This window comes from Pseudomonas sp. NFPP02 (assembly GCF_900119355.1).
Taxonomy (GTDB): Bacteria; Pseudomonadota; Gammaproteobacteria; order Pseudomonadales; family Pseudomonadaceae; genus Aquipseudomonas; species Aquipseudomonas paracarnis.
The window spans coordinates 124,479-144,348 of record NZ_FPJI01000013.1; the positions used below are offsets into that span (position 1 = coordinate 124,479).

The following is a 19,870-nucleotide window of genomic DNA, read 5'->3' on the forward strand; positions in this document are numbered from 1 at the left end:
CCAGGTGGGCCTTATCGGGCCCTAAAGGTTTAGTTCGGCGCGGGGCCAAGCCCCGCGCCCGATCCGATTTAGCTGGCGACGATATTGACCAGTTTGCCGGGTACCACGATCACCTTGCGGATGGTCAGGCCTTCGGTAAAGCGCAGCACGTTCTCATTGATACGTGCAGCTGCTTCAACCTCTTCACGGCTGGCGCTGGCCGGCATGTCGATCTGGCCACGCAGTTTACCGTTAACCTGGATGACCAGTTGCAGCGTGTCCTGTACCAGGGCGCTGTCATCCTGCACCGGCCAGGCGGCATCGATGACGGCACCGCTGTGGCCCAGACGGCTCCACAGTTCATGGCTGATGTGCGGCGTGATCGGCGCGAGCAACAGGGTAACTGTTTCCAGGCCTTCCTGGATCAGCGCACGGTCTTGTTCGGTCGCCTGCGAGGCTTTTTCCAGCACGTTCATCAGCGTCATCACCTGGGCGATGGCGGTGTTGAATTTGTGGTTCTGGCCAACGTCCTGGCTGGCCTGGCGGATAGCCAGGTGGATGCTGCGGCGAACGGCTTTCTGCTCGTCGTTCAACGCGCCGATATCCAGCTTGCCCGGCAGGCCCTGGCTGACATGAGCGTGGGCCAGGCGCCAGACACGCTTGAGGAAACGGTGCGAGCCTTCGACGCCCGAGTCGGACCATTCGGCGCTCATGTCAGGCGGCGAGGCGAACATCATGAACAGGCGGCAGGTGTCGGCGCCGAACTGATCGATCATCGACTGTGGGTCGACGCCGTTGTTCTTGGACTTGGCCATCTTCTCGGTGCCACCGATTTCCACCGGCAGGCCGTCGGCTTTCAGCTTCGCGCTGATGACCTTGGCCTTGCTGTCACGCTCAAGCTCGACATCCGCCGGGTTGAACCAGGTGTAGGCGCCATTGGCTTCGCGGCGATAGTAAGTGTCGGCGATCACCATGCCCTGGGTCAGCAGGTTCTTGAATGGCTCATCGGAGCTCACCAGGCCTTCGTCACGCATCAGCTTGTGGAAGAAGCGCGCGTACAGCAGGTGGAGGATGGCGTGTTCGATGCCACCGATGTACTGATCCACTGGCAACCAATGGTCGGCTGCGGATTTCTCCACCAGGCCGCCTTCATAGTGCGGCGAGGCATAACGAGCGTAATACCACGAGGACTCGACGAAGGTGTCCATGGTGTCGGTTTCACGCTTGGCCGGCGCGCCGCATTTAGGGCAGCTGCACTCGTAGAACTCGGGCATGCGCGCCAACGGCGAGCCAGCACCATCCGGCACCACGTCTTCTGGCAGCACGACCGGCAGTTGGTCTTCCGGTACCGGCACGTCACCGCAGGCTTGGCAGTGGATGATCGGGATCGGGCAACCCCAGTAGCGCTGGCGGCTGATGCCCCAGTCACGCAGACGGAACTGGGTGCGCGAGGCACCGAGGTTTTTCTTGATCAGGGCTACTTCCATGGCGTCGAACGCGCCCTGGAAGTCCAGGCCGTCGAATTCGCCGGAGTTGATCAGCGTGCCGTGCTCGCCGTAGGCGTCTTGCCACGGAGCGGGGTTGGTATCACCCGAGCTGGTGCGCACGACCGACTTGATAGGCAGGCTGTACTTGGTGGCGAATTCGAAATCGCGCTCGTCGTGGGCCGGCACGGCCATGACGGCGCCATCGCCGTAGTGCATCAATACGTAGTTGGCGACCCAAACCGGCAGTTTCTCGCCGGTCAACGGGTGCTCGACGAACAGGCCGGTCGGCAGGCCTTTTTTCTCCTGGGTGGCGACATCGGCTTCGGCCACGCTGCCGCCTTTGCATTCAGCGATGAACGCCTGCAGCTTAGGGTTGTTCTGTGCGGCCTGGGTGGCCAGCGGGTGTTCGGCGGCCACGGCGACGTAGGTCGCGCCCATCAGGGTGTCGGGGCGGGTGGTGAACACCTTGAGTGCGCCGGCTTCGCCGATGGAGTCGACGTTGTACGGGAACTGCACTTCCATGCCCTTGGATTTGCCGATCCAGTTGCGCTGCATGGTCTTGACCTGTTCAGGCCAGCCCGGCAGATCGTCAAGGCTCGACAACAGTTCATCCGCGTAGGCGGTGATCTTGAAGTAGTACATCGGGATTTCGCGCTTTTCGATCAGCGCGCCGGAACGCCAGCCGCGACCGTCGATGACCTGTTCGTTGGCCAGTACGGTCTGGTCGATCGGGTCCCAGTTCACGGTGCCGCTTTTTTTGTAGATCACACCTTTTTCGAACAGGCGCGTGAACAGCCATTGTTCCCAGCGGTAGTAATCCGGCTTGCAGGTGGTGACCTCGCGGGACCAGTCCACCGCCAGGCCCAGGCTGCGCAGCTGGGTCTTCATGTAGGCGATGTTTTCGTAGGTCCACTTGGCGGGCGCCACGTTGTTTTTCATCGCGGCGTTTTCTGCCGGCATGCCGAAGGCGTCCCAACCCATGGGTTGCAACACGTTCTTGCCGAGCATGCGCTGGTAGCGCGAAATCACGTCGCCGATGGTGTAGTTGCGCACGTGCCCCATGTGTAGCTTGCCGCTGGGGTAAGGGAACATCGATAGGCAGTAGTAAGTCTCCTTGCCCGGCTGTTCACTGACTTCAAAGGACTTTTGCTCGTCCCAGAAGGTTTGGGCGGCATTTTCTATTTCACGGGGCTGATATTGTTCGTGCATGGCTACTTTTGAACTGGATAAGGGTGGCCTAATCCTCTTCGGTGCACTGTCCGGGTTGTTCGACACCAAGAAGCGGCGCGTCCGTGCCCAAACCCTGCGGGAAGTGGAGTTACAGGAAGCGCCGTAGCATACATGACCCCACTCTATCGAGGGAAACCCTGATTGCGCGCCAAGGGCCGTCTGTCGCGGCACCGGGCAGGCGCAGCAACGGGGGCTACGCTGTTTAGTGGGGAGCAAGTATTTCTTCAATGAGGTGAGGGGATGGTTGAATCGCAGCGAACTTTAACGAAACCGCAGTTGTATGAAGGATTGATCGACCGTTTGGGTCGGGCATTGGACGCCGCAAGAACCGCAGGCCGATTGCGTGATGAACGGCCTCTGGAGCTGGAGTTGCGAGGCTTGAGCCTGGCGGAGCTTGAATTGATCAAGAACTATCTGGCGTTGAATCACGACCGCGCCTCCCATGGGCAGGCTTCCCCGCCCGCTCATTCGGCCAAGGTCATCTGGCTCAAAGACCTGGCGACCGGCCGCGGGCCAGAGAACTTCCGCTCCGTGCGGTGCAAGTGAGCCCCGCGTTATCCGTTAGCGTTATCAAAATGTTGTCGGTAAGGATTGTTGCAAAACCCCGATGCATCTAGGCTTCGGGCATCTTTGGAGATGCCCGATGCCTTTTCGTTATTTCATTAAACAACTGTTGTTGCCGCCCGGTATTTTTCTGCTGTTGTTGGCGTGTGCCTGGTGGTTTCGCCGCAGCCGTCCGCGCCTGGCGGGCTTGTGCTTTGCCCTGGGGCTGGGCGGAATGTGGTTGATCAGCCTACCAGTGATGGTGCAATGGGGCGCCCGTGCCCTGGAGACAGAGCCGCCTTTGGCCCAGGAAGACTGGGCCACCCTGGCCCAGCGTGCCGATGCGATTGTGGTGCTGGGCTCGGGGCGCGAGCGTGGAGACATTGCGTGGGGCAGCGACCAGCCCACCGGAATTGGCCTGGAACGTGAGCGTTTTGCCGCGCGGCTGGCCAAGGCATCCGGTTTGCCAGTGCTGACCAGCGGCGGCTTGCACTACGGCACGCCGCCCAGTGAGGCCGAGCTGATGGCCGTGTCGATGCAGGATGACTTCGGTGTCACCGTGCGCTGGAAAGAAGATCGCAGCCGCACTACCTGGGAAAACGCCCAGATGAGCGCCGAGATTTTGTTGCCGCAAGGCATCAAGCGTGTAGTGGTAGTGACCCAGGCCTGGCACATGCCGCGTTCGGTGTGGAGTTTTGAAAAGGCCGGCTTCACCGTGGTGCCGGGGCCGGTGGGCTTTTTGGGTGTCGACCATGGCCGACCGCTGGGTGGCTGGATGCCGGAGGTCAAGGCGGTGTGGCAAAGCGGGCAGTTGATCAATGAAGTGGTGGGGCAGGTGGGGTATCGATTGTTCTACCGATAGGTGCAACACAGGAGATCAAATGTAGGAGCTGGCTTGCCTGCGATGGCGGTGGGTCAGTGAGCACTCAGGGCACTGATACACCGCCATCGCAGCCAGCTCCCACAGGTCAGACCGTTTTGGCCATCCGAGCCGCCAACAGCGCCCAGCCAAAGAGCAGCACACACACAATGATCAACGGCCACGAACGCCATTGCAGGTACGGCGTGAGGTTATGCATCGGCACCACCTCCCCATAGAGAATGCCACGCTCGAACTGCGGGATCTGCGCGGTGATCTGCCCAAACGGGTTGATCAGCCCGGTCACGCCGTTGTTGGTGGCGCGGATCATCCAGCGGCCAGCCTCCAACGCACGCATTTGCGCCATTTGCAGGTGCTGCAGCGGGCCGATGGAGCGGCCGAACCAGGTGTCGTTGCTGATGGTCAGCAGCAGGTCGCTCTGGGCCGACAGGCCGGCGGCGAATTCGGGGTACACCACTTCATAGCAAATGAACGGCGCAATCTGATAACCCTTGGCCTGCAGCATGGCCTGGTCAGAAGGGCCGCGGGCGAAGTCCGACATGGGCAGGTCGAAAAAGGCTATCAGCCCGCGCAACATGTCCTGCAGCGGCACGTACTCGCCAAACGGCACCAGTTTTTGCTTGAGGTAGGTGCCGTCGCCTTCGCCGACCACGGTGATGCCGTTGAAGTAGCGCTTCTGGTGGTGCACTTCCTGGCGAATCGGTACCCCGGTGATCAACGCGCTGTCCCGGTCGGCGGCAAACTTGCCCATCATGCCCAGGTAGCCCTCCACGGACTCCTTGAGCACCGGCACGGCAGTTTCCGGCCAGACCAGCAGGTCGACGCGCTTGGAACTCAGGCTCATGTCGCGGTACAGCGCCAACTGTGCATTGAGCTGGTCCGGGTCCCACTTCATGCTTTGCTCGACGTTGCCCTGAATCGCAGCCACGCTCAGGGGCGCACCAGACGGCGATGTCCAGGCGTGATGCTTGAGTGCCAGGCCAATCGCCCAGGGCGCAACCAGCAATAACAGGCCCGCGCCGATGAAGGCATTGCGCTTGGTGACCAGCAGGAGCGGCAGGTTGCACAGCAATGCGGCAGTGAGTGCGAGGGCGAAGGAAATCAGCCACATCCCACCCAATGGCGCGAGGCCGGTCAATGGCCCATCGAGTTGACTGTAACCGGAGTACAACCACGGGAAACCGGTAAGGAACCAGCCACGAAAGGCTTCCTGGCCGACCCACAACGCGGCGAACGTCAATGCATCCGCCAGTGGTGCTTCGTTACGGCGCAACCAGCGCGCCCATAGCCAGGCGGGCAGGGCAAAGAACCAGGCGATGGCGGCGGTGAACAGCAGCATCAGGAACCCCGCCAGCAGCACCGAAGCGCCGCCGAAGTGGTGGATGCTGTAGTAGATCCAACTGGTGCCGGCACCAAACAGGCCGAAGCCGAAAAACCAGCCACGGCCCAGGGCCTGGCGGGGTGTCAGGTCCCGCAGGCCGATATAGAACAGGCCGACCGCAACCAGCGCCAACGGCCAGATATCGAACGGCGCCAGCGCCAGGGTTGTGATGGCGCCGGCCACCACGGCCAGCAAATTACCGGGCCAGCCGGGTGAGGTGAGACGGCGCATGTCAGTCCTTAGCGGGCGATGGGTGTCAGGCGGATCAGATGGATACGACGGCTATCAGCATTGAGGATGCGGAAGCGATAGGCGCCGATCTCGGTGGTTTCATTACGCTTGGGCAGGTGCCCGAACGCACTCATCACCAGGCCGCCGACGGTGTCGAACTCATCGTCCGAAAACTCGCTGTCGAAGAACTCGTTGAAGTTCTCGATGGGCGTCAGCGCCTTGATCAGGAAGTCACCGCTGGGCAGCGGCTTGATGTAGCTGTCTTCTTCGACGTCGTGCTCGTCTTCGATGTCGCCGACGATCTGCTCCAGCACGTCCTCGATGGTGACCAGGCCGGCCACGCCGCCGTATTCGTCAATCACAATGGCCATGTGATTGTGGTTGGCGCGAAACTCGCGCAGCAGCACATTCAGGCGCTTGGACTCCGGCACGAAGGTGGCCGGGCGCAGCAGATCCTTGATGTTGAAGCTGTCGCCATTCTCCTTGAGGATCAACGGCAGCAGGTCCTTGGCCAGCAGGACACCCATGACGTCGTCATGGCTTTCACCGATCACCGGATAGCGCGAATGCGCCGAGTCGATCACGGCCGGGAGGAATTCCCGTGGGGTCTGGGTCGCCTTGATGCTGATCATCTGCGAGCGCGGGACCATGATGTCACGTACTTGCAGGTCAGCCACCTGGATGGCGCCCTCGACGATGGCCAGCGCTTCGCTGTCCAGCAACTTGTTCTGGTGTGCATCGCGCAGCAGCTCCAAGAGCTCCTGGCGGTTTTTCGGCTCGTGGGCAAAAGCCTGGGTCAGTTTACCCAGCCATGACTTCTGCCCGTTGCTCGATCGGTCTTCGCTCATAGCGATTACTCTAAATCCTTTGATATGACAGTTGAGTGTTGATCAGCTTTCGTCGTCTGCATATGGGTCGCGGTGACCCAGTTCTGCAAGCAACGTTCGTTCCAGTGCTTCCATTTCCTCGGCTTCGTCATCGTCTATATGGTCGTAACCCAAGAGATGCAAGCAGCCGTGGATGACTAGATGGGCCCAATGGGCCTCAAGTTCCTTGCCTTGTTCCGCCGCTTCTCGCTCGACCACCGCGACGCAGATCACCAGGTCGCCCAGCAGCGGGATATCCAGCAATTCGTCGGGCACGTCGGCGGGGAAGGACAGCACGTTGGTCGCGTAGTCTTTCTGGCGCCAGGTGTGGTTCAGCTCACGGCCTTCGGCCTCGTCCACCAGACGAATGGTCAGCTCCGAGTCAGCGGTGCGCTGGCGCAAAGCCAGTTCACACCATTGGCGGAACTGGGCTTCGCTGGGGGCGGGCGCGTCGGTGGCCAGCTGCAGGTCTAGCTCAAGCATCGTGGCGAGCGTCCTTGGCGGGCGCGTCGTCGCGGTGTTCGAAGCGCTCATAGGCTTCGACAATGCGCTGCACCAGCGGGTGGCGCACCACGTCCTTGGGCATGAAGTGCGTGAAGCTGATACCCGGCACGTCCTTGAGCACCTCGATCACCTGGCCCAGGCCCGACTTGGTGCCCTTGGGCAGGTCGACCTGGGTGATGTCGCCCGTGATCACGGCAGTGGAGCCGAAACCGATACGGGTGAGGAACATCTTCATCTGCTCGACGGTGGTGTTCTGGCTTTCGTCGAGAATGATGAAGCTGTTGTTGAGCGTACGGCCACGCATGTAGGCCAGCGGGGCGATCTCGATCACCTGGCGCTCGATCAGCTTGGCCACGTATTCAAAACCGAGCATCTCGTACAGCGCATCGTAGAGCGGGCGCAGGTACGGGTCGATCTTCTGGGCCAAGTCGCCGGGCAGGAAACCGAGCTTTTCGCCGGCCTCGACCGCTGGGCGCACCAGCAGGATGCGCCGCACTTGCTCGCGCTCCAGGGCGTCGACGGCGCAGGCCACCGCGAGGTAGGTCTTGCCGGTACCGGCCGGGCCGATGCCGAAGTTGATGTCGTTGCCCAGGATTTCCTTGACGTACTTCTGCTGATTCAAGCCGCGTGGGCGAATCATGCCTTTTTTGGTACGCAAGGCCACGCTGGCTTCGGCCACCGGGTTATTGGCCAGGTCTTCCACAGCCGACTCCTGCAGGTACAGGTGCACGGTCTCCGGCGACAGCTCGCTACCCTTGGTTTCGCGGTAGAGACGGCGCAGCAGGTTTTCTGCAGACGTGGTGTGTTGGGGTTCACCAATGAGCTCGAACTGATTGCCGCGGTTGCGGATCTCGATGCTCAGGCGTTGTTCGATCAGGCGCAGGTGCTCGTCGAACTGTCCGCACAGGTTGGCGAAACGGCGAGCCTCAAAAGGCTCGAGGATAAAACGATGGGGTTCTGCTATGGGTGCGTTCAAGGTTGCTTTTAGCCGCCCTTTGGCTGATGAGGTGAGAGAGAGAATAACGCCAGGCGCTGGTGTGCGAAAGCACTTAAATAGCCTGGCCCCACTCTCGATAACCCTGAAGAACCCCTGTGGGAGCTGGCTTGCCTGCGATAGCGGTGGGTCAGTTGGCACATTGGGCACTGATACATCGCTATCGCAGGCAAGCCAGCTCCCACATTTTGATCTTCATCCGGTCAGCGAGATCAGTTGATCAACGAGCCACGCAACGAGTGTGGCTGCGCCGCATCAATGTGCACATCGGCAAACTGGCCGATCAGCGTGGGATTGTCACAGCGGAAGTTGACGATTCGGTTGTTCTCGGTACGACCCTGCAATTCACCCGGGTCTTTCTTCGAATAATCGGTCACCAGAATGCGCTGGATCGAACCGACCATTTGTCGGCTGATTTCGAAGCCCTGCTGATTGAGGCGATGTTGCAGCGCGTTCAAACGCTCTTTTTTCAACGCCTCCGGGGTTTCATCCAGCAGGTCGGCAGCCGGAGTGCCTGGGCGCTGGCTGTAGACGAACGAGTAGGAGAAGTCGAAACCCACGTCTTCGATCAGCTTCATGGTCTGCTGGAAGTCTTTCTCGGTTTCGCCCGGGAAGCCGACGATAAAGTCCGAGCTGATGCAAATGCCTGGCACGGCGGCGCGAAGTTTGCGCAGTTTGGATTTGTATTCCAGTGCGGTGTGGTTGCGCTTCATCGCCGAGAGAATGCGGTCCGAACCCGATTGCACCGGCAAGTGCAGGTGCTTGACCAGCTCTGGTACTTCGGCGTGGGCCTGGATCAGGCTGTCGGAAAACTCCAGCGGGTGCGAGGTGGTGTAGCGGATGCGCTCGATGCCATCGACGGCGGCGACCACGCGGATCAATTCCGCCAGGTCGGCCAGGCGGCCGTCATCGGTCTGGCCACGGTAGCCGTTGACGTTCTGGCCCAGCAGGGTCACTTCGCGCACGCCGTTTTCAGCCAGGTGGATGATTTCCGACAGCACATCGTCAAACGGCCGGCTGACTTCTTCACCGCGGGTGTAGGGCACTACACAGAAAGTGCAGTACTTGCTGCAACCTTCCATCACTGACACATAGGCGCTCGGGCCGTCGATACGCGGCTCGGGCAAATGGTCGAATTTCTCGATTTCGGGGAACGATACATCCACTTGCGGCAGCTTGGTGATGCGTGCGGCGTCGATCATCTCTGGCAGACGGTGCAGGGTTTGCGGGCCAAACACCACATCGACATAGGGCGCGCGGTCGCGGATCGCGGCGCCTTCCTGGCTGGCCACGCAACCGCCGACGGCGATCACCATGTCCGGGTTGGCCAGTTTCAATTCGCGCCAGCGGCCCAGCTGCGAATATACACGGTCCTGGGCCCGCTCGCGGATCGAGCAGGTATTGAGCAGGATCACGTCGGCATCTTCGGCGCGGGCAGTGACTTCCAGGGCCTGGTGTTCGCCCAGCAAGTCGACCATGCGCGAGCTGTCGTACTCGTTCATCTGGCAACCGTGGGTTTCGATGTAAAGCTTCTTGGCCATGGGAATCGTCAACTGGTGGTAAAGAACCGCGCATTATAGGGGGCATGCCCATTGGTTCCTAGCGCTGTGCATCGGGTGCCATGCTATAGTTCGCGCCCTCTTTTATATCCCCATGTGTTGTTCGCCCACCATGACCAAACGTGAAGCTCCAATCTATAAGGTGATTTTCCTCAACCAGGGCCAGGTGTTCGAAATGTACGCCAAGCAGATCTATCAAAGTGATCTGTGGGGCTTCCTGGAGGTGGAAGAGTTCGTCTTTGGCGAGCGCACCCAGTTGGTGGTCGATCCGGGCGAAGAAAAGCTCAAGGCCCAGTTCGAAGGTGTGGTGCGCAGCTTTGTGCCGATGCATTCGATTGTGCGCATCGATGAAGTCGAGCGCCTGGGGACGCCGAAGATCAGTGAGGCTCGGGGCATGAGCAATGTGATGCCGTTTCCGATGCCGATGCCTGAGAAGTAGGGCTTTAGACCGAGGGGGGTCTATCGCAGGCAAGCCAGCTCCCACACTCGACCGCGTTTCAATGCTGGAATGCAGTCACTGTGGGAGCTGGCTTGCCTGCGATAGCGATGTAAGGTCTACAAAAAATCAGGGAAGGGGTGAGAACGGCGAACGCCCATCAGCACTCTGCAGTTCTTGCAGGTAGTTGCGGAAAATCTGCCCCAGCACCTGGGTTGCCACTTCCAGTTCATCGCGCTGCATATGCTCGGCGACTTCGTCGGCAGTGTCCAGTGCGTCTTCGGCGCCGTTGACCGCGGCCATTTTCAGCACGATGTACGCCTGGACGTTGTTGGCCGGCACGCCTTCGCCTTTGAAGAACATGTTGCCCAACTGGTATTGCGCCTGGGCGTGGCCCTGCAACGAGGCTTTCTCGAAGTAGCTCAACGCTTTGTTGAGGTCAACGGCCGGGTTCTTGCTGTCGTGGTAGTACTCGCCCAACTCGTATTGTGCTTGCGCATCCCCTTCCTCGGCCTGTTTCTGGCACGCGCTCAGGGCTTCGGCCTGGCTCTCTGGCTGGGTATTGAGGGTGCAACGACCCATCGCTGGGATTAACAACGAGTTGCCGCCGGCCTGGGCATGTGCCAGTAGCGGTTGAAGGAGCAACAGGCAGCCCAGAACCAGGGTGCGGCCGGTGCGTTTCATGGGAATCGACTTACCTCTGACGGGGCGCGCGGACCCTCGAGGGAGTCCAATAAGCGCGCATTATGAAATAAGCAGGCCTCTGCTTACAAAGTCTTTACTCGTTTTTCTGCTGCTTGGGCAAGTTATCTGCCGGATTGCAGGGCAATTCTCGAAAAAACCAGGAATTCTCTGTAAGCAAAGTAGCAAATCTGACGCTGCCAGGGGCAACGTCAGAGGTTGCCGTCACTTATTTCAGGGCCGCGAACGCGCGCTCGGCAGCATCCAGGGTCAATTTCAGTTCGGCTTCGCCATGGGCGATCGAAGTGAAGCCAGCTTCAAAGGCGCTCGGTGCCAGGTACACGCCGCCTTCGAGCATCAGGTGGAAGAAGCGCTTGAACAGCTCGGCATCGCTGCCCATCACGTCATCGAAGGTGACGATATCGTCGGCGCCGCTGAAGTACAGGCCGAACATGCCACCGGCCTGGGTGGTCACAAACGGGATGCCGGCGGCATCGGCGCGCTGTTGCAGGCCGTCGAGCAGGCGTGTGGTGTAGTCGGTCAGCTCGGCGTGGAAGCCCGGGCGGCTGATCAGGCGCAGGGTGGTCAGGCCGGCGGCCATTGCCAGCGGGTTACCCGACAAGGTGCCTGCCTGGTAGACCGGGCCGAGCGGGGCGATGTGTTGCATGATCTCGCGCTTGCCGCCGAAGCAGCCTACCGGCATGCCGCCGCCGATGATCTTGCCGAAGGTGCTCAGGTCTGGCGTGACGCCGTAGTAAGCCTGGGCGCCACCGAGGGCGACCCGGAAACCGGTCATCACTTCGTCAAAAATCAGCACCACGCCATGCTTGTCGCACTGCTCGCGCAGGCCCTCAAGAAAACCCGGGGCCGGTGGAACGCAGTTCATGTTGCCGGCGACTGGCTCGACGATGATGCAGGCAACGTCCTGGCCGACTTCGCTGAGCATCTGCTCGACGGCCGCGAGGTCGTTGAACGGCAAGGTCAGGGTGTGCTTGGCGAACGCCGCAGGTACACCAGCAGAATTGGGTACGCCTTGGGTCAGCGCGCCGGAGCCGGCTTTTACCAGCAGGCTGTCGGAGTGACCGTGGTAGCAGCCTTCGAACTTGATGATGTTGTCGCGGCCGGTGAAACCACGGGCCAGGCGGATCGCGCTCATGGTGGCTTCGGTGCCGGAGCTGACCATGCGCACCATTTCCATCGACGGCACGATCGAGCAGACCAGGTCGGCCATCTCGGTTTCCATCGCGGTCGGGGCGCCGTAGGACAAGCCGTGCTGCAGTTGCTGGCGCACCGCGTCCAGCACGTCCGGATGGCTGTGGCCGAGGATCATCGGGCCCCAGGAGCCGACATAGTCGACATAGCGCTTGTCGTCTTCATCGGTGACGTAGGCGCCTTCGGCATGCTTGAAGAACAACGGCGTGCCGCCCACGCTCTTGAACGCACGCACGGGGGAGTTCACACCGCCGGGGATGTGTTTCTGGGCGTTGGCAAACAGGGTTTCGGAACGGGACATGATCGGGCTCTCTAAACTGAAGATTTAAGAAGGTCGTTGAATGCACGGGCGCGGCGGGTGACTTCCTGGGTGCTGTCGGCACCGAACAGGCCATGGACCACGGCGAGCAGGTCAGCCCCGTGGGCCACCAGCGGCTCGGCGTTTTCCAGGGTGACGCCGCCGATTACGCAGATCGGCAGGTGCAGGCGCTTGCGGGCCTGGGCCAGCATGTCAACGGTGGCGGCGGGTGCGCCGGGTTTGGTCGTGGAATTGAAGAAGCGGCCGAAGGCGACGTAGCTGGCGCCTTCTTTGGCGGCCTGTTCGGCCAGTTCGATCTGGCTGTGACAGGTGGCGCCGATGATCGCCTTGGCGCCGAGCAATGCCCGGGCCGAGGTCAGCGGGCCGTCGGTCTGGCCCAGATGTACGCCGACGCCCAGTCGCGCGGCCAGTTCGGCATCGTCGTTGATGATCAATTGAGTCTTGTAGCGCGAGCACAGTTCATAGAGCTTTTCGGCTTCACGCAGGCGCCGTGCCTCGTCGCTGCTTTTGTCGCGGTACTGCAACAGGGTGACGCCACCGTCCAGCGCCGCCTCGACGTAGGCGAGGAATTTGCCGGCCAACAGTTGGCTGTCGGTAATGGCGTAAAGGCCGCGTAGTTTCATCGGGCAAACCCCTTGCTGACGAGCGATAAGTTACGAGCAGAAATCCAGCGGCAATCGACGCGGCACGAACTGGCCCTGGCCGAGTTGTTCGGCATCACGCAGGGTACGCCACGTGTAGTTGAGGGCCGATTGCACGGCGCTGGCCAGGCCTTCACCCTGGGCAATGCGCCCGGCCAGCGCACTGGCCAAGGTGCAACCCGAGCCGTGATAACTGCCGGGCAAGCGCTGGCAGGTAAAGGTCTGGCGCGTGCCGTCGCGGCTGTACAGGCGATTGTGCACTTCGTGCTCATCGCCATGGCCGCCGGTGATGAGCAGGTGCTTGATGTACGGCAGCAGCTTCTCGGCGCAGTCGTCGGCGCTGCCGTCGGGCAGTTCCGCGAGGATGCGCGCTTCTGGCAGGTTGGGGGTGGCGATCAATGACAGGGGCAGCAGCCGCTCGCGCATCGCATAACCGACCTCGTCCTTGCCCAGGCTACCGCCGCCGCCGGCGCGCAGCACCGGGTCGCAGACCACCGGCAAATGCGGGTGCGCCTGCAGCAGTTCGACCACGGTGTCGACCATCGCAGTGGAGCCGAGCATGCCCAGCTTGACCGCCGCGACTTCAGAGTCGCCGAGCACGGCATTGGCTTGGGCCAGTACCCACTCACGGTCAAGCACGCGGAAGTCACTGACATTGACGGTGTTCTGCACGGTCAGCGCGGTGACGGCCGGGGCCGCGTGGCAACCCTGGGCGAGCAGGGCTTCGATATCTGCCTGCAGGCCGGCGCCACCACTGGGGTCGTGGCCGGAGAGACAGAGGACAACGGGGCGAGAACTGTAGATATTCATGGTGCGCGAGCTTACCACCAAACGCTTTTTGCGTGGCTGCCTGGCGATGGCAGAAGTTTGCTGCTGCAGCATCGCTTTGCGTGGCCGAACGCTGCAACACAGTGGTCTGAAAGCATTGCGCTAGAGCTGTTCTAAAAAAAGTTCCTGCAGTGGCTAATGGCTTTTACTGGCTATGCTAAAGTGCATCCCAATAACTTACTGTATCGCCGGTGTACGTCTTCTCAAAAGGAATGGGGGGCTTTTGACACAACCGGACCAGGCTACGCTGGGGCTCTATGCGCTATTTGCTGATGTTTATATTGTGCGGGCTACCGATGCTCGCCGGCGCTGTCGAGTTCAACCAGGACACGCGCAGCCTCCCGTTGGGCCGGGTCATGCAAGTGCTCGAAGACCCAACCGATGCCCTCACCATCGCCGATGTCAGTTCCCCCGCCTATGCCGCCCAATTCAAGACCCACGACAAAGACACGCTCAATGCCGGCTATTCACGCTCGGTGTTCTGGCTGAAGGTCAACCTGCACTACACCGCCAAAGATCCCCGCGCACCGCGCACCTGGTTTCTGGAACTGGCCTACCCGCCGCTCAATCGCTTGGACCTCTACCAGAACGACGGCACCGGCCACTACCGCCTCACCGCCCGCACCGGCAGCGCATTACCGTTTTCCAGCCGTGAGGTGAGCCAGAGCAACTACCTGTTCAAGCTCAGCTTCTTGCCCGACCAGCAACAAACCGTCTACCTGCGCTTGCAAAGCCAAGGCTCGATCCAGGCACCGCTGACGTTGTGGGCGGGCACTGCCTATATGGAAGAGCAACCGTTGCGTTTGTACGTGCTCGGCGCCATCTACGGTGTGTTGCTGGGCATGCTGATCTACAACCTGTTTATCTACCTGAGCGTACGCGACACCAGCTACCTCTATTACATCTTCTATATCGCTTCGTTCGGCTTGTATCAGCTGTCGGTCAATGGCGTTGCGGTGGAGTACTTCTGGCCGAACAACCCCTGGTGGGCGAATGCGGCGGTTCCCTTCCTGATCGGCTCGGCGGCTTTGTTCGGCAGCCTGTTCGCGCGCAGTTTCCTGCACACTGCGCAGCACAGTCGCTGGCTCAACCGCATCCTGCTGGCGCTGGCGGCCTGTGGCGGGTTGGTGATGGCACTGGCGCTGTTGACCAGTTACGCCGTGGCCCTGCGCCTGGCCACTGCGCTGGCGCTGGTGTTTACCGTGACCATCTTCGTGGCGGCCATCAAGGCCTGGTATTGCGGGCAGCGCATGGCGCGTTATTTCATCATCGCCTGGTCGGCCTTCCTGCTCGGCGGGGTGATCAATACCCTGATGGTGCTGGGTTATCTGCCTAACGTGTTCCTGACCATGTACGCCAGCCAGCTCGGCTCAGCCATTGAAGTGGCGCTGTTGTCCCTGGCCCTGGCTGACCGTATCAACGGCATGCGCGAACAGCAGGCGCAGATTCTCCTCGATGCCAGCCAGAAGCTGGAAGCGCTCAACCAGCAACTGGCCCGCAGCAATCGCCTCAAAGACGAATTTCTCGCCACCCTGACCCACGAATTGCGCACGCCGATGAACGGTGTGATCGGCTCTTTGGAACTGATGCAAACCGTGCCTTTGGACGATGACCTGACGCAGTACCAGCAAACCGCCGCCGGCTCGGCGCGGGACATGATGCGCATGGTCAACGGCATCCTCACCCTCACCGAGTTGCAGGCCGGTCGCCTGGTGGCCCAGCCGCAAGTGTTCAGCCTGCGCGGCGAGCTCGATACCTTGCGCCAGCAGTTCACCGGCAGCGCCCAGGCCAAGGGCCTGGCGTTCTCCATTGACGTCGCGGATGAGCTGCCAGACCGGCTCATCGGCGATGCCCAAAAGTTGCGCCAGTGCCTGGATTGCCTGCTCGACAATGCGTTCAAATTCACCCACGTCGGCGCGGTGCGTTTGCGTGTGGTGGGCGTGCCGCAAGGGGATGGCGCCTTGCACTTGAGCTTTATCGTCACCGACACCGGTATCGGCTTTGCCTTTCTCGATGAGGCCACGTTGTATCAGCGTTTCTTTCAGTTGGACGGCTCGATGACGCGTGAATACGGCGGCCTGGGCATTGGCCTGGCGATTTGCCGGCAGTTGATCGAACTGCTGGGCGGGCGCCTGACCCATCATTCGGAGCCCCGTAAAGGCAGCCGCTTCCAGTTGGAAATGGACGTCAGCGCGGTGCCGCAGCAGGTGACGCCCGCCACGCAAACGCTGCCTGCACAGCGTGCGCCTCAGGAGTGCACGGTGCTGTTGGTGGACGACAACAGCGTGGGCCAGTTGGCGGTGCGTGGCATGTTGCTCAAGCTCGGTTACCGGGTCAAAACCGTAGACAGCGGCCCGGCGGCGCTCGCTGCATTGCAGGGGCACAGCTTCGACGCCGTGCTGCTGGATGTGCCAGAGGGTGGCTTTTCGTTGTGCTGCCAGATTCGCGCATTGCCCGGCTGTGGTGAATTGCCGGTGATCGCCCTGAGTGCTTCGCCCAATGGGCCGGAGCGTGAGCGCTGCCATGGCATTGGCATGACGGACCGACTGGCCAAACCGGTGCGTTTCGACGCCTTGCAGGCGGCACTTGAACGTAGCGTGCTGTGCGCGGATGAGGGTGAAAGCGCCGAACATTCGGCGCGTATGCCACTTTTTTAAGGTCTTGCACGGTGCTTAACTGAATTCCGGGCCACTGTTCATACGGCCTTTTTTCCAGGAGGCCCGTCATGAACCTGCATCAGTTTGCCGAAACCCACGACGTCACCAACCAGCCACCGTCCCTGGACGGCACTAACCTCTATCGCATCGACTTGCCTTTGCAGGAATGGTCACGCCGCTTCGGCGCCGGTTGGGCACAAGCGCGCATTGATGCCTACGGTGCGCTGGCCGGTGGGCCGTTGATGGCAGCCGGGTTCCTGGCCAACCAGAACAAACCGGTGTTCAGTAGCCATGACCGTTACGGCCATCGTATCGACCTGGTGGAGTTTCACCCGGCCTATCACGAGTTGATGCGCACCGCCGTCGAGCATGGCCTGCCGTCGTTGCCGTGGGCCCACCCGCAGCCTGGCGCCCATGTGGCGCGTGCGGCGATGACCTACCTGCATAGCCAGGCCGAAGCCGGCAGCGGCTGCCCGCTGACCATGACCTTCGCCTGCGTCCCGGCCCTGCGCCTGCAACCGGAGCTGGCGGACCTCTGGCTGCCTAAAGTACTCAATACCCACTACGACCCACGCAATGTCGGCATCGCCCACAAGGCCGGCGCCACTATCGGGATGGCCATGACCGAGAAGCAGGGCGGCACCGACGTACGCGCCAACACCACTCGCGCTTACCCCGTAGGCGCGGGTGGCCCCGGCCAAGCCTACGAACTGGTGGGGCATAAATGGTTCTGCTCGGCACCGATGTGCGATGGCTTCCTGACCCTGGCCCAGACCGACAAGGGCCTGACCTGTTTTTTGCTGCCCCGGCACCGACCGGACGACACGCGCAACGAGTTCTATATCCAGCGCTTGAAGAACAAACTCGGCAACTGCTCCAACGCCTCCAGCGAAGTGGAGTTTCGCGGCGCCCTGGCCTGGATGGTCGGTGAAGAAGGCCGCGGCGTTCCAACCATTATCGAAATGGTTGCCATGACGCGCTTCGATTGCATGGTCGGCTCCAGCGCCTTGATGCGCCAGGCGCTGACCCAGGCCAGCCATCACTGCGCCCATCGCCAAGTGGGTGGCCGCGTGCTCAGCGAGCAGCCGCTGATGCAGAACGTGCTGGCCGACCTGGCCCTGGAAAGCGAAGCGGCCCTGGCCTTGAGCCTGCGCATGGGGCGCGCCCTGGATCATCTTGATGATGAACATGAAGCCAAGTTCGCCCGGCTGGTCACGGCGGTGGGCAAGTATTGGATCTGCAAGCGAGCGCCGGCGATGATCAACGAAGCCGCCGAATGCATGGGCGGCGCCGGGTACGTGGAAGACAGCATCCTGCCGCGTCTTTACCGTGAGGCACCGGTTAACTCCACGTGGGAAGGCTCTGGCAATGTGCAATGCCTGGACGTGCTGCGTGCACTGTCCAAAGAGCCGGGTGTGCTGGAGGTGCTGTTTGTGGAGCTGGGGGATGGCCATGGCGACAAACAGCTGGCGCGGCATATCGAGCAGTTGAAGGCGGCGTTCATGGACACCCAGGATATCCAGTATCGGGCACGGCAGCTGACCGAGGACATTGCCCTGGCGTTGCAGGCCAAGTTGTTGTTGGAGGCGGGTAATGCGGCGGTGAGCGACGGGTTTATCGCCAGTCGGTTGGGTGAGTCGTCGGGGCGGGTATATGGCACCTTGCCGCGTGGGGTGGATGTGCAAGCTATTGTCGCCCGCTCAACCCCACAATCCCTCTGAATAAACACAGTCAAATGTGGGAGCTGGCTTGCCTGCGATAGCGGTGGTCCAGCCAGCAATTATGTGGCTGATAGACCGCTATCGCAGGCAAGCCAGCTCCCACCTATCAAAGCATTCCACTTCCGGTGTTTCGGTGAGGCCTGGATACAGGCAAGATAAAGGCCTGCAAGTCAGAACACAGGATGCTTACCGTGACCGAAGCTTTTGTTGTCGTTAAAACCGCCGAAGAAGCCGTGGACCGGCTGGCGGCGCTGCATGAGCGTGCGACTGGCGCGCTCAACCAAGCGCTCAAGCAATACCTCAAGGACCGCGTCGAACCCGACGCCGCTCAACGCGCACTGTTTCGCTACCCGGAACTGCGCCTGACCTACCACTGCCACGGCGAAGTCCCACAGACCACTCGGGCGTATGCCAAGGTGCAACTGCCGGGTACCTACAGCGTCACCGTGACCCACCCGGCCGCGTTCCGTAAGTACCTGCTGGAGCAACTGGTGCCGCTGATGCACGACTTCACCGTGACCGTGGAAGTGGGCGTCAGCCAGCAGAACATCCCGTACCCCTATGTGGTGGAGCAGGGTGATGAACTGGCCGGCTCCGGCGTCACCGCCGCGACCCTGGCTCGTGTATTCCCCAGTACCGACCTGTCCGCCGCCACCGACGGCATTGCCGATGGCCTGTACGACTGGGAAAACACCGACCCGCTGCCCCTGGCCCTGTTTGATGCCGCCCGCGTGGACTTTTCCCTGCGTCGCCTTGTGCATTACACCGGCAGCGACTGGCGCCATGTGCAGCCGTGGATCTTGCTGACCAACTACCACCGCTACGTGGACCAGTTCATCCTGCATGGCCTGGAGCAACTGCGCAGCGACCCGCGGTTTATCCGTATGGTGCTGCCCGGCAACGTGGTGATCGACAAGAGCATGGACCACGGCGAAGCCTCGGCCATTGCCGCCGGCGTGGTCTGGCACCGCTACCAGATGCCGGCGTATCACCTGCAGGCCACTGACGGCCACGGCGTGACCTTGGTGAACATCGGCGTAGGCCCGTCCAACGCCAAGAACATCACCGACCACCTGGCCGTACTACGCCCGCATTGCTGGCTGATGATCGGCCACTGCGGCGGCCTGCGCCAATCCCAGACCATCGGCGACTACGTACTGGCCCACGCCTATATGCGCCGCGACGGGATTCTCGACCGCGTGGTACCGCCGAACATCCCCATCCCGGCCCTGGCCGAAGTGCAGCTGGCGCTTCAGCAAGCTGCGGCGAAAGTCACTGGCGAAAAAGGCGAAGAGCTGAAAAAACGCCTGCGCACCGGTACCGTGCTGACCTATGACGACCGGAACTGGGAACTGCGCTGGGCCCAGGAGCGGCCGCTGATCAACCTGTCCCGCGCCGTGGCCGTGGACATGGAAAGCGGCACCATCGCCGCCCAGGGTTACCGTTTGCGCGTGCCTTACGGCACCTTGTTGTGCGTATCGGACAAACCCTTGCACAGCGAGATCAAGCTGCCGGGTTCGGCCAACGCGTTCTATGAGCGCGCGGTCAGCCAGCACTTGAAGATCGGCATCGAGGCGGTCGACCTGTTGCGCACCGAACTCAACTCCCTGCACTCGCGCAAACTGCGCAGCTTCGACGAGCCGCCGTTCCGCTAAGCGGTTGGGATGGTCATTTAGCGGTCAGGCCACTAGCATTGTCGGTCCTGACCGTTAGATGTTCCT

At 61.4% G+C, this 19,870-nt stretch carries 16 protein-coding genes; 6 read left to right on the forward strand and 10 right to left on the reverse strand.

Features of this window, described 5'->3' with window-relative positions:
- Positions 1 to 68: 68 nt before the first annotated feature.
- On the reverse strand, positions 69 to 2,675 hold the full coding sequence (gene leuS, locus BT204_RS21955) for a leucine--tRNA ligase (protein ID WP_072448258.1): 2,607 nt from the start codon (positions 2,673 to 2,675) through the stop codon (positions 69 to 71).
- Between the two features lie 261 nt (positions 2,676 to 2,936).
- Here leuS and BT204_RS21960 point away from each other — a divergent pair, with 261 nt between their 5' ends.
- Positions 2,937 to 3,242, forward strand: coding sequence for a hypothetical protein (locus tag BT204_RS21960; protein WP_034126911.1), 306 nt, complete (start codon positions 2,937 to 2,939; stop codon positions 3,240 to 3,242).
- A 97-nt stretch (positions 3,243 to 3,339) separates the two neighbouring features.
- Entirely contained in the window at positions 3,340 to 4,101 is a 762-nt protein-coding gene (locus tag BT204_RS21965) for a YdcF family protein (protein ID WP_072448260.1), read from the forward strand.
- A gap of 106 nt (positions 4,102 to 4,207) precedes the next feature.
- Here BT204_RS21965 and lnt read toward each other — a convergent pair whose 3' ends face one another.
- The 5 genes from lnt to miaB all read right to left on the reverse strand — a co-directional run bounded on the left by lnt (position 4,208) and on the right by miaB (position 9,636).
- A complete protein-coding gene (gene lnt, locus BT204_RS21970; protein WP_072448262.1) occupies positions 4,208 to 5,731 on the reverse strand; it encodes an apolipoprotein N-acyltransferase in 1,524 nt (507 codons plus the stop codon).
- 8 nt (positions 5,732 to 5,739) lie between these two features.
- Positions 5,740 to 6,579 (reverse strand): HlyC/CorC family transporter, encoded by an 840-nt coding sequence (locus tag BT204_RS21975; RefSeq protein ID WP_003194444.1) that lies wholly within the window; start codon positions 6,577 to 6,579, stop codon positions 5,740 to 5,742.
- Positions 6,580 to 6,621: 42 nt separating this feature from the next.
- Positions 6,622 to 7,080, reverse strand: a complete 459-nt coding sequence (ybeY, locus tag BT204_RS21980) for an rRNA maturation RNase YbeY (protein WP_003194442.1) — start codon at positions 7,078 to 7,080, stop codon at positions 6,622 to 6,624.
- Entirely contained in the window at positions 7,073 to 8,077 is a 1,005-nt protein-coding gene (locus BT204_RS21985) for a PhoH family protein (protein WP_019818064.1), read from the reverse strand. Before BT204_RS21985 ends, ybeY begins: the two co-directional genes overlap by 8 nt.
- Before the next feature lie 230 nt (positions 8,078 to 8,307).
- Positions 8,308 to 9,636, reverse strand: a complete 1,329-nt coding sequence (gene miaB, locus BT204_RS21990; RefSeq protein ID WP_014720071.1) for a tRNA (N6-isopentenyl adenosine(37)-C2)-methylthiotransferase MiaB — start codon at positions 9,634 to 9,636, stop codon at positions 8,308 to 8,310.
- A gap of 130 nt (positions 9,637 to 9,766) precedes the next feature.
- Between miaB and BT204_RS21995 the strand changes: the two genes are divergently transcribed.
- Positions 9,767 to 10,093, forward strand: a complete 327-nt coding sequence (locus tag BT204_RS21995) for a DUF1820 family protein (protein ID WP_003215457.1) — start codon at positions 9,767 to 9,769, stop codon at positions 10,091 to 10,093.
- Between the two features lie 126 nt (positions 10,094 to 10,219).
- On the opposite strand, the gene BT204_RS22000 is transcribed toward BT204_RS21995, so the two are convergent.
- From BT204_RS22000 to BT204_RS22015, 4 genes are all read right to left on the reverse strand, one after another.
- Positions 10,220 to 10,774: a tetratricopeptide repeat protein gene (locus BT204_RS22000; protein ID WP_034126914.1), complete on the reverse strand. Its 555-nt coding sequence runs from the start codon at positions 10,772 to 10,774 to the stop codon at positions 10,220 to 10,222.
- Positions 10,775 to 11,000: 226 nt separating this feature from the next.
- Positions 11,001 to 12,284: a glutamate-1-semialdehyde 2,1-aminomutase gene (gene hemL / locus BT204_RS22005; protein WP_072448264.1), complete on the reverse strand. Its 1,284-nt coding sequence runs from the start codon at positions 12,282 to 12,284 to the stop codon at positions 11,001 to 11,003.
- An 11-nt stretch (positions 12,285 to 12,295) separates the two neighbouring features.
- Positions 12,296 to 12,925: a thiamine phosphate synthase gene (gene thiE, locus BT204_RS22010; RefSeq protein WP_014720063.1), complete on the reverse strand. Its 630-nt coding sequence runs from the start codon at positions 12,923 to 12,925 to the stop codon at positions 12,296 to 12,298.
- 30 nt (positions 12,926 to 12,955) lie between these two features.
- Entirely contained in the window at positions 12,956 to 13,753 is a 798-nt protein-coding gene (locus tag BT204_RS22015; protein WP_060764047.1) for a hydroxymethylpyrimidine/phosphomethylpyrimidine kinase, read from the reverse strand.
- Positions 13,754 to 14,028: 275 nt separating this feature from the next.
- Between BT204_RS22015 and BT204_RS22020 the strand changes: the two genes are divergently transcribed.
- From BT204_RS22020 to amn, 3 genes are all read left to right on the forward strand, one after another.
- Complete coding sequence (locus BT204_RS22020) at positions 14,029 to 16,428, forward strand: hybrid sensor histidine kinase/response regulator (RefSeq protein ID WP_057975545.1); 2,400 nt, start codon at positions 14,029 to 14,031, stop codon at positions 16,426 to 16,428.
- A 68-nt stretch (positions 16,429 to 16,496) separates the two neighbouring features.
- On the forward strand, positions 16,497 to 18,149 hold the full coding sequence (locus tag BT204_RS22025; protein WP_072448265.1) for an acyl-CoA dehydrogenase family protein: 1,653 nt from the start codon (positions 16,497 to 16,499) through the stop codon (positions 18,147 to 18,149).
- A gap of 182 nt (positions 18,150 to 18,331) precedes the next feature.
- On the forward strand, positions 18,332 to 19,804 hold the full coding sequence (gene amn, locus BT204_RS22030) for an AMP nucleosidase (protein ID WP_153475217.1): 1,473 nt from the start codon (positions 18,332 to 18,334) through the stop codon (positions 19,802 to 19,804).
- Positions 19,805 to 19,870 lie beyond the last annotated feature (66 nt).

Excerpts from the sequence above, each read along its gene's own strand:
- leuS (WP_072448258.1), bottom strand. The coding sequence starts at position 2,675 with ATGCACGAACAATATCAGCCCCGTGAAATAGAAAATGCCGCCCAAACC.
- BT204_RS21960 (WP_034126911.1), top strand. The coding sequence starts at position 2,937 with ATGGTTGAATCGCAGCGAACTTTAACGAAACCGCAGTTGTATGAAGGA.
- BT204_RS21965 (WP_072448260.1), top strand. The coding sequence starts at position 3,340 with ATGCCTTTTCGTTATTTCATTAAACAACTGTTGTTGCCGCCCGGTATT.
- lnt (WP_072448262.1), bottom strand. The coding sequence starts at position 5,731 with ATGCGCCGTCTCACCTCACCCGGCTGGCCCGGTAATTTGCTGGCCGTG.
- BT204_RS21975 (WP_003194444.1), bottom strand. The coding sequence starts at position 6,579 with ATGAGCGAAGACCGATCGAGCAACGGGCAGAAGTCATGGCTGGGTAAA.
- ybeY (WP_003194442.1), bottom strand. The coding sequence starts at position 7,080 with ATGCTTGAGCTAGACCTGCAGCTGGCCACCGACGCGCCCGCCCCCAGC.
- miaB (WP_014720071.1), bottom strand. The coding sequence starts at position 9,636 with ATGGCCAAGAAGCTTTACATCGAAACCCACGGTTGCCAGATGAACGAG.
- BT204_RS21995 (WP_003215457.1), top strand. The coding sequence starts at position 9,767 with ATGACCAAACGTGAAGCTCCAATCTATAAGGTGATTTTCCTCAACCAG.
- BT204_RS22000 (WP_034126914.1), bottom strand. The coding sequence starts at position 10,774 with ATGAAACGCACCGGCCGCACCCTGGTTCTGGGCTGCCTGTTGCTCCTT.
- hemL (WP_072448264.1), bottom strand. The coding sequence starts at position 12,284 with ATGTCCCGTTCCGAAACCCTGTTTGCCAACGCCCAGAAACACATCCCC.
- thiE (WP_014720063.1), bottom strand. The coding sequence starts at position 12,925 with ATGAAACTACGCGGCCTTTACGCCATTACCGACAGCCAACTGTTGGCC.
- BT204_RS22015 (WP_060764047.1), bottom strand. The coding sequence starts at position 13,753 with ATGAATATCTACAGTTCTCGCCCCGTTGTCCTCTGTCTCTCCGGCCAC.
- BT204_RS22020 (WP_057975545.1), top strand. The coding sequence starts at position 14,029 with ATGCGCTATTTGCTGATGTTTATATTGTGCGGGCTACCGATGCTCGCC.
- BT204_RS22025 (WP_072448265.1), top strand. The coding sequence starts at position 16,497 with ATGAACCTGCATCAGTTTGCCGAAACCCACGACGTCACCAACCAGCCA.
- amn (WP_153475217.1), top strand. The coding sequence starts at position 18,332 with ATGCTTACCGTGACCGAAGCTTTTGTTGTCGTTAAAACCGCCGAAGAA.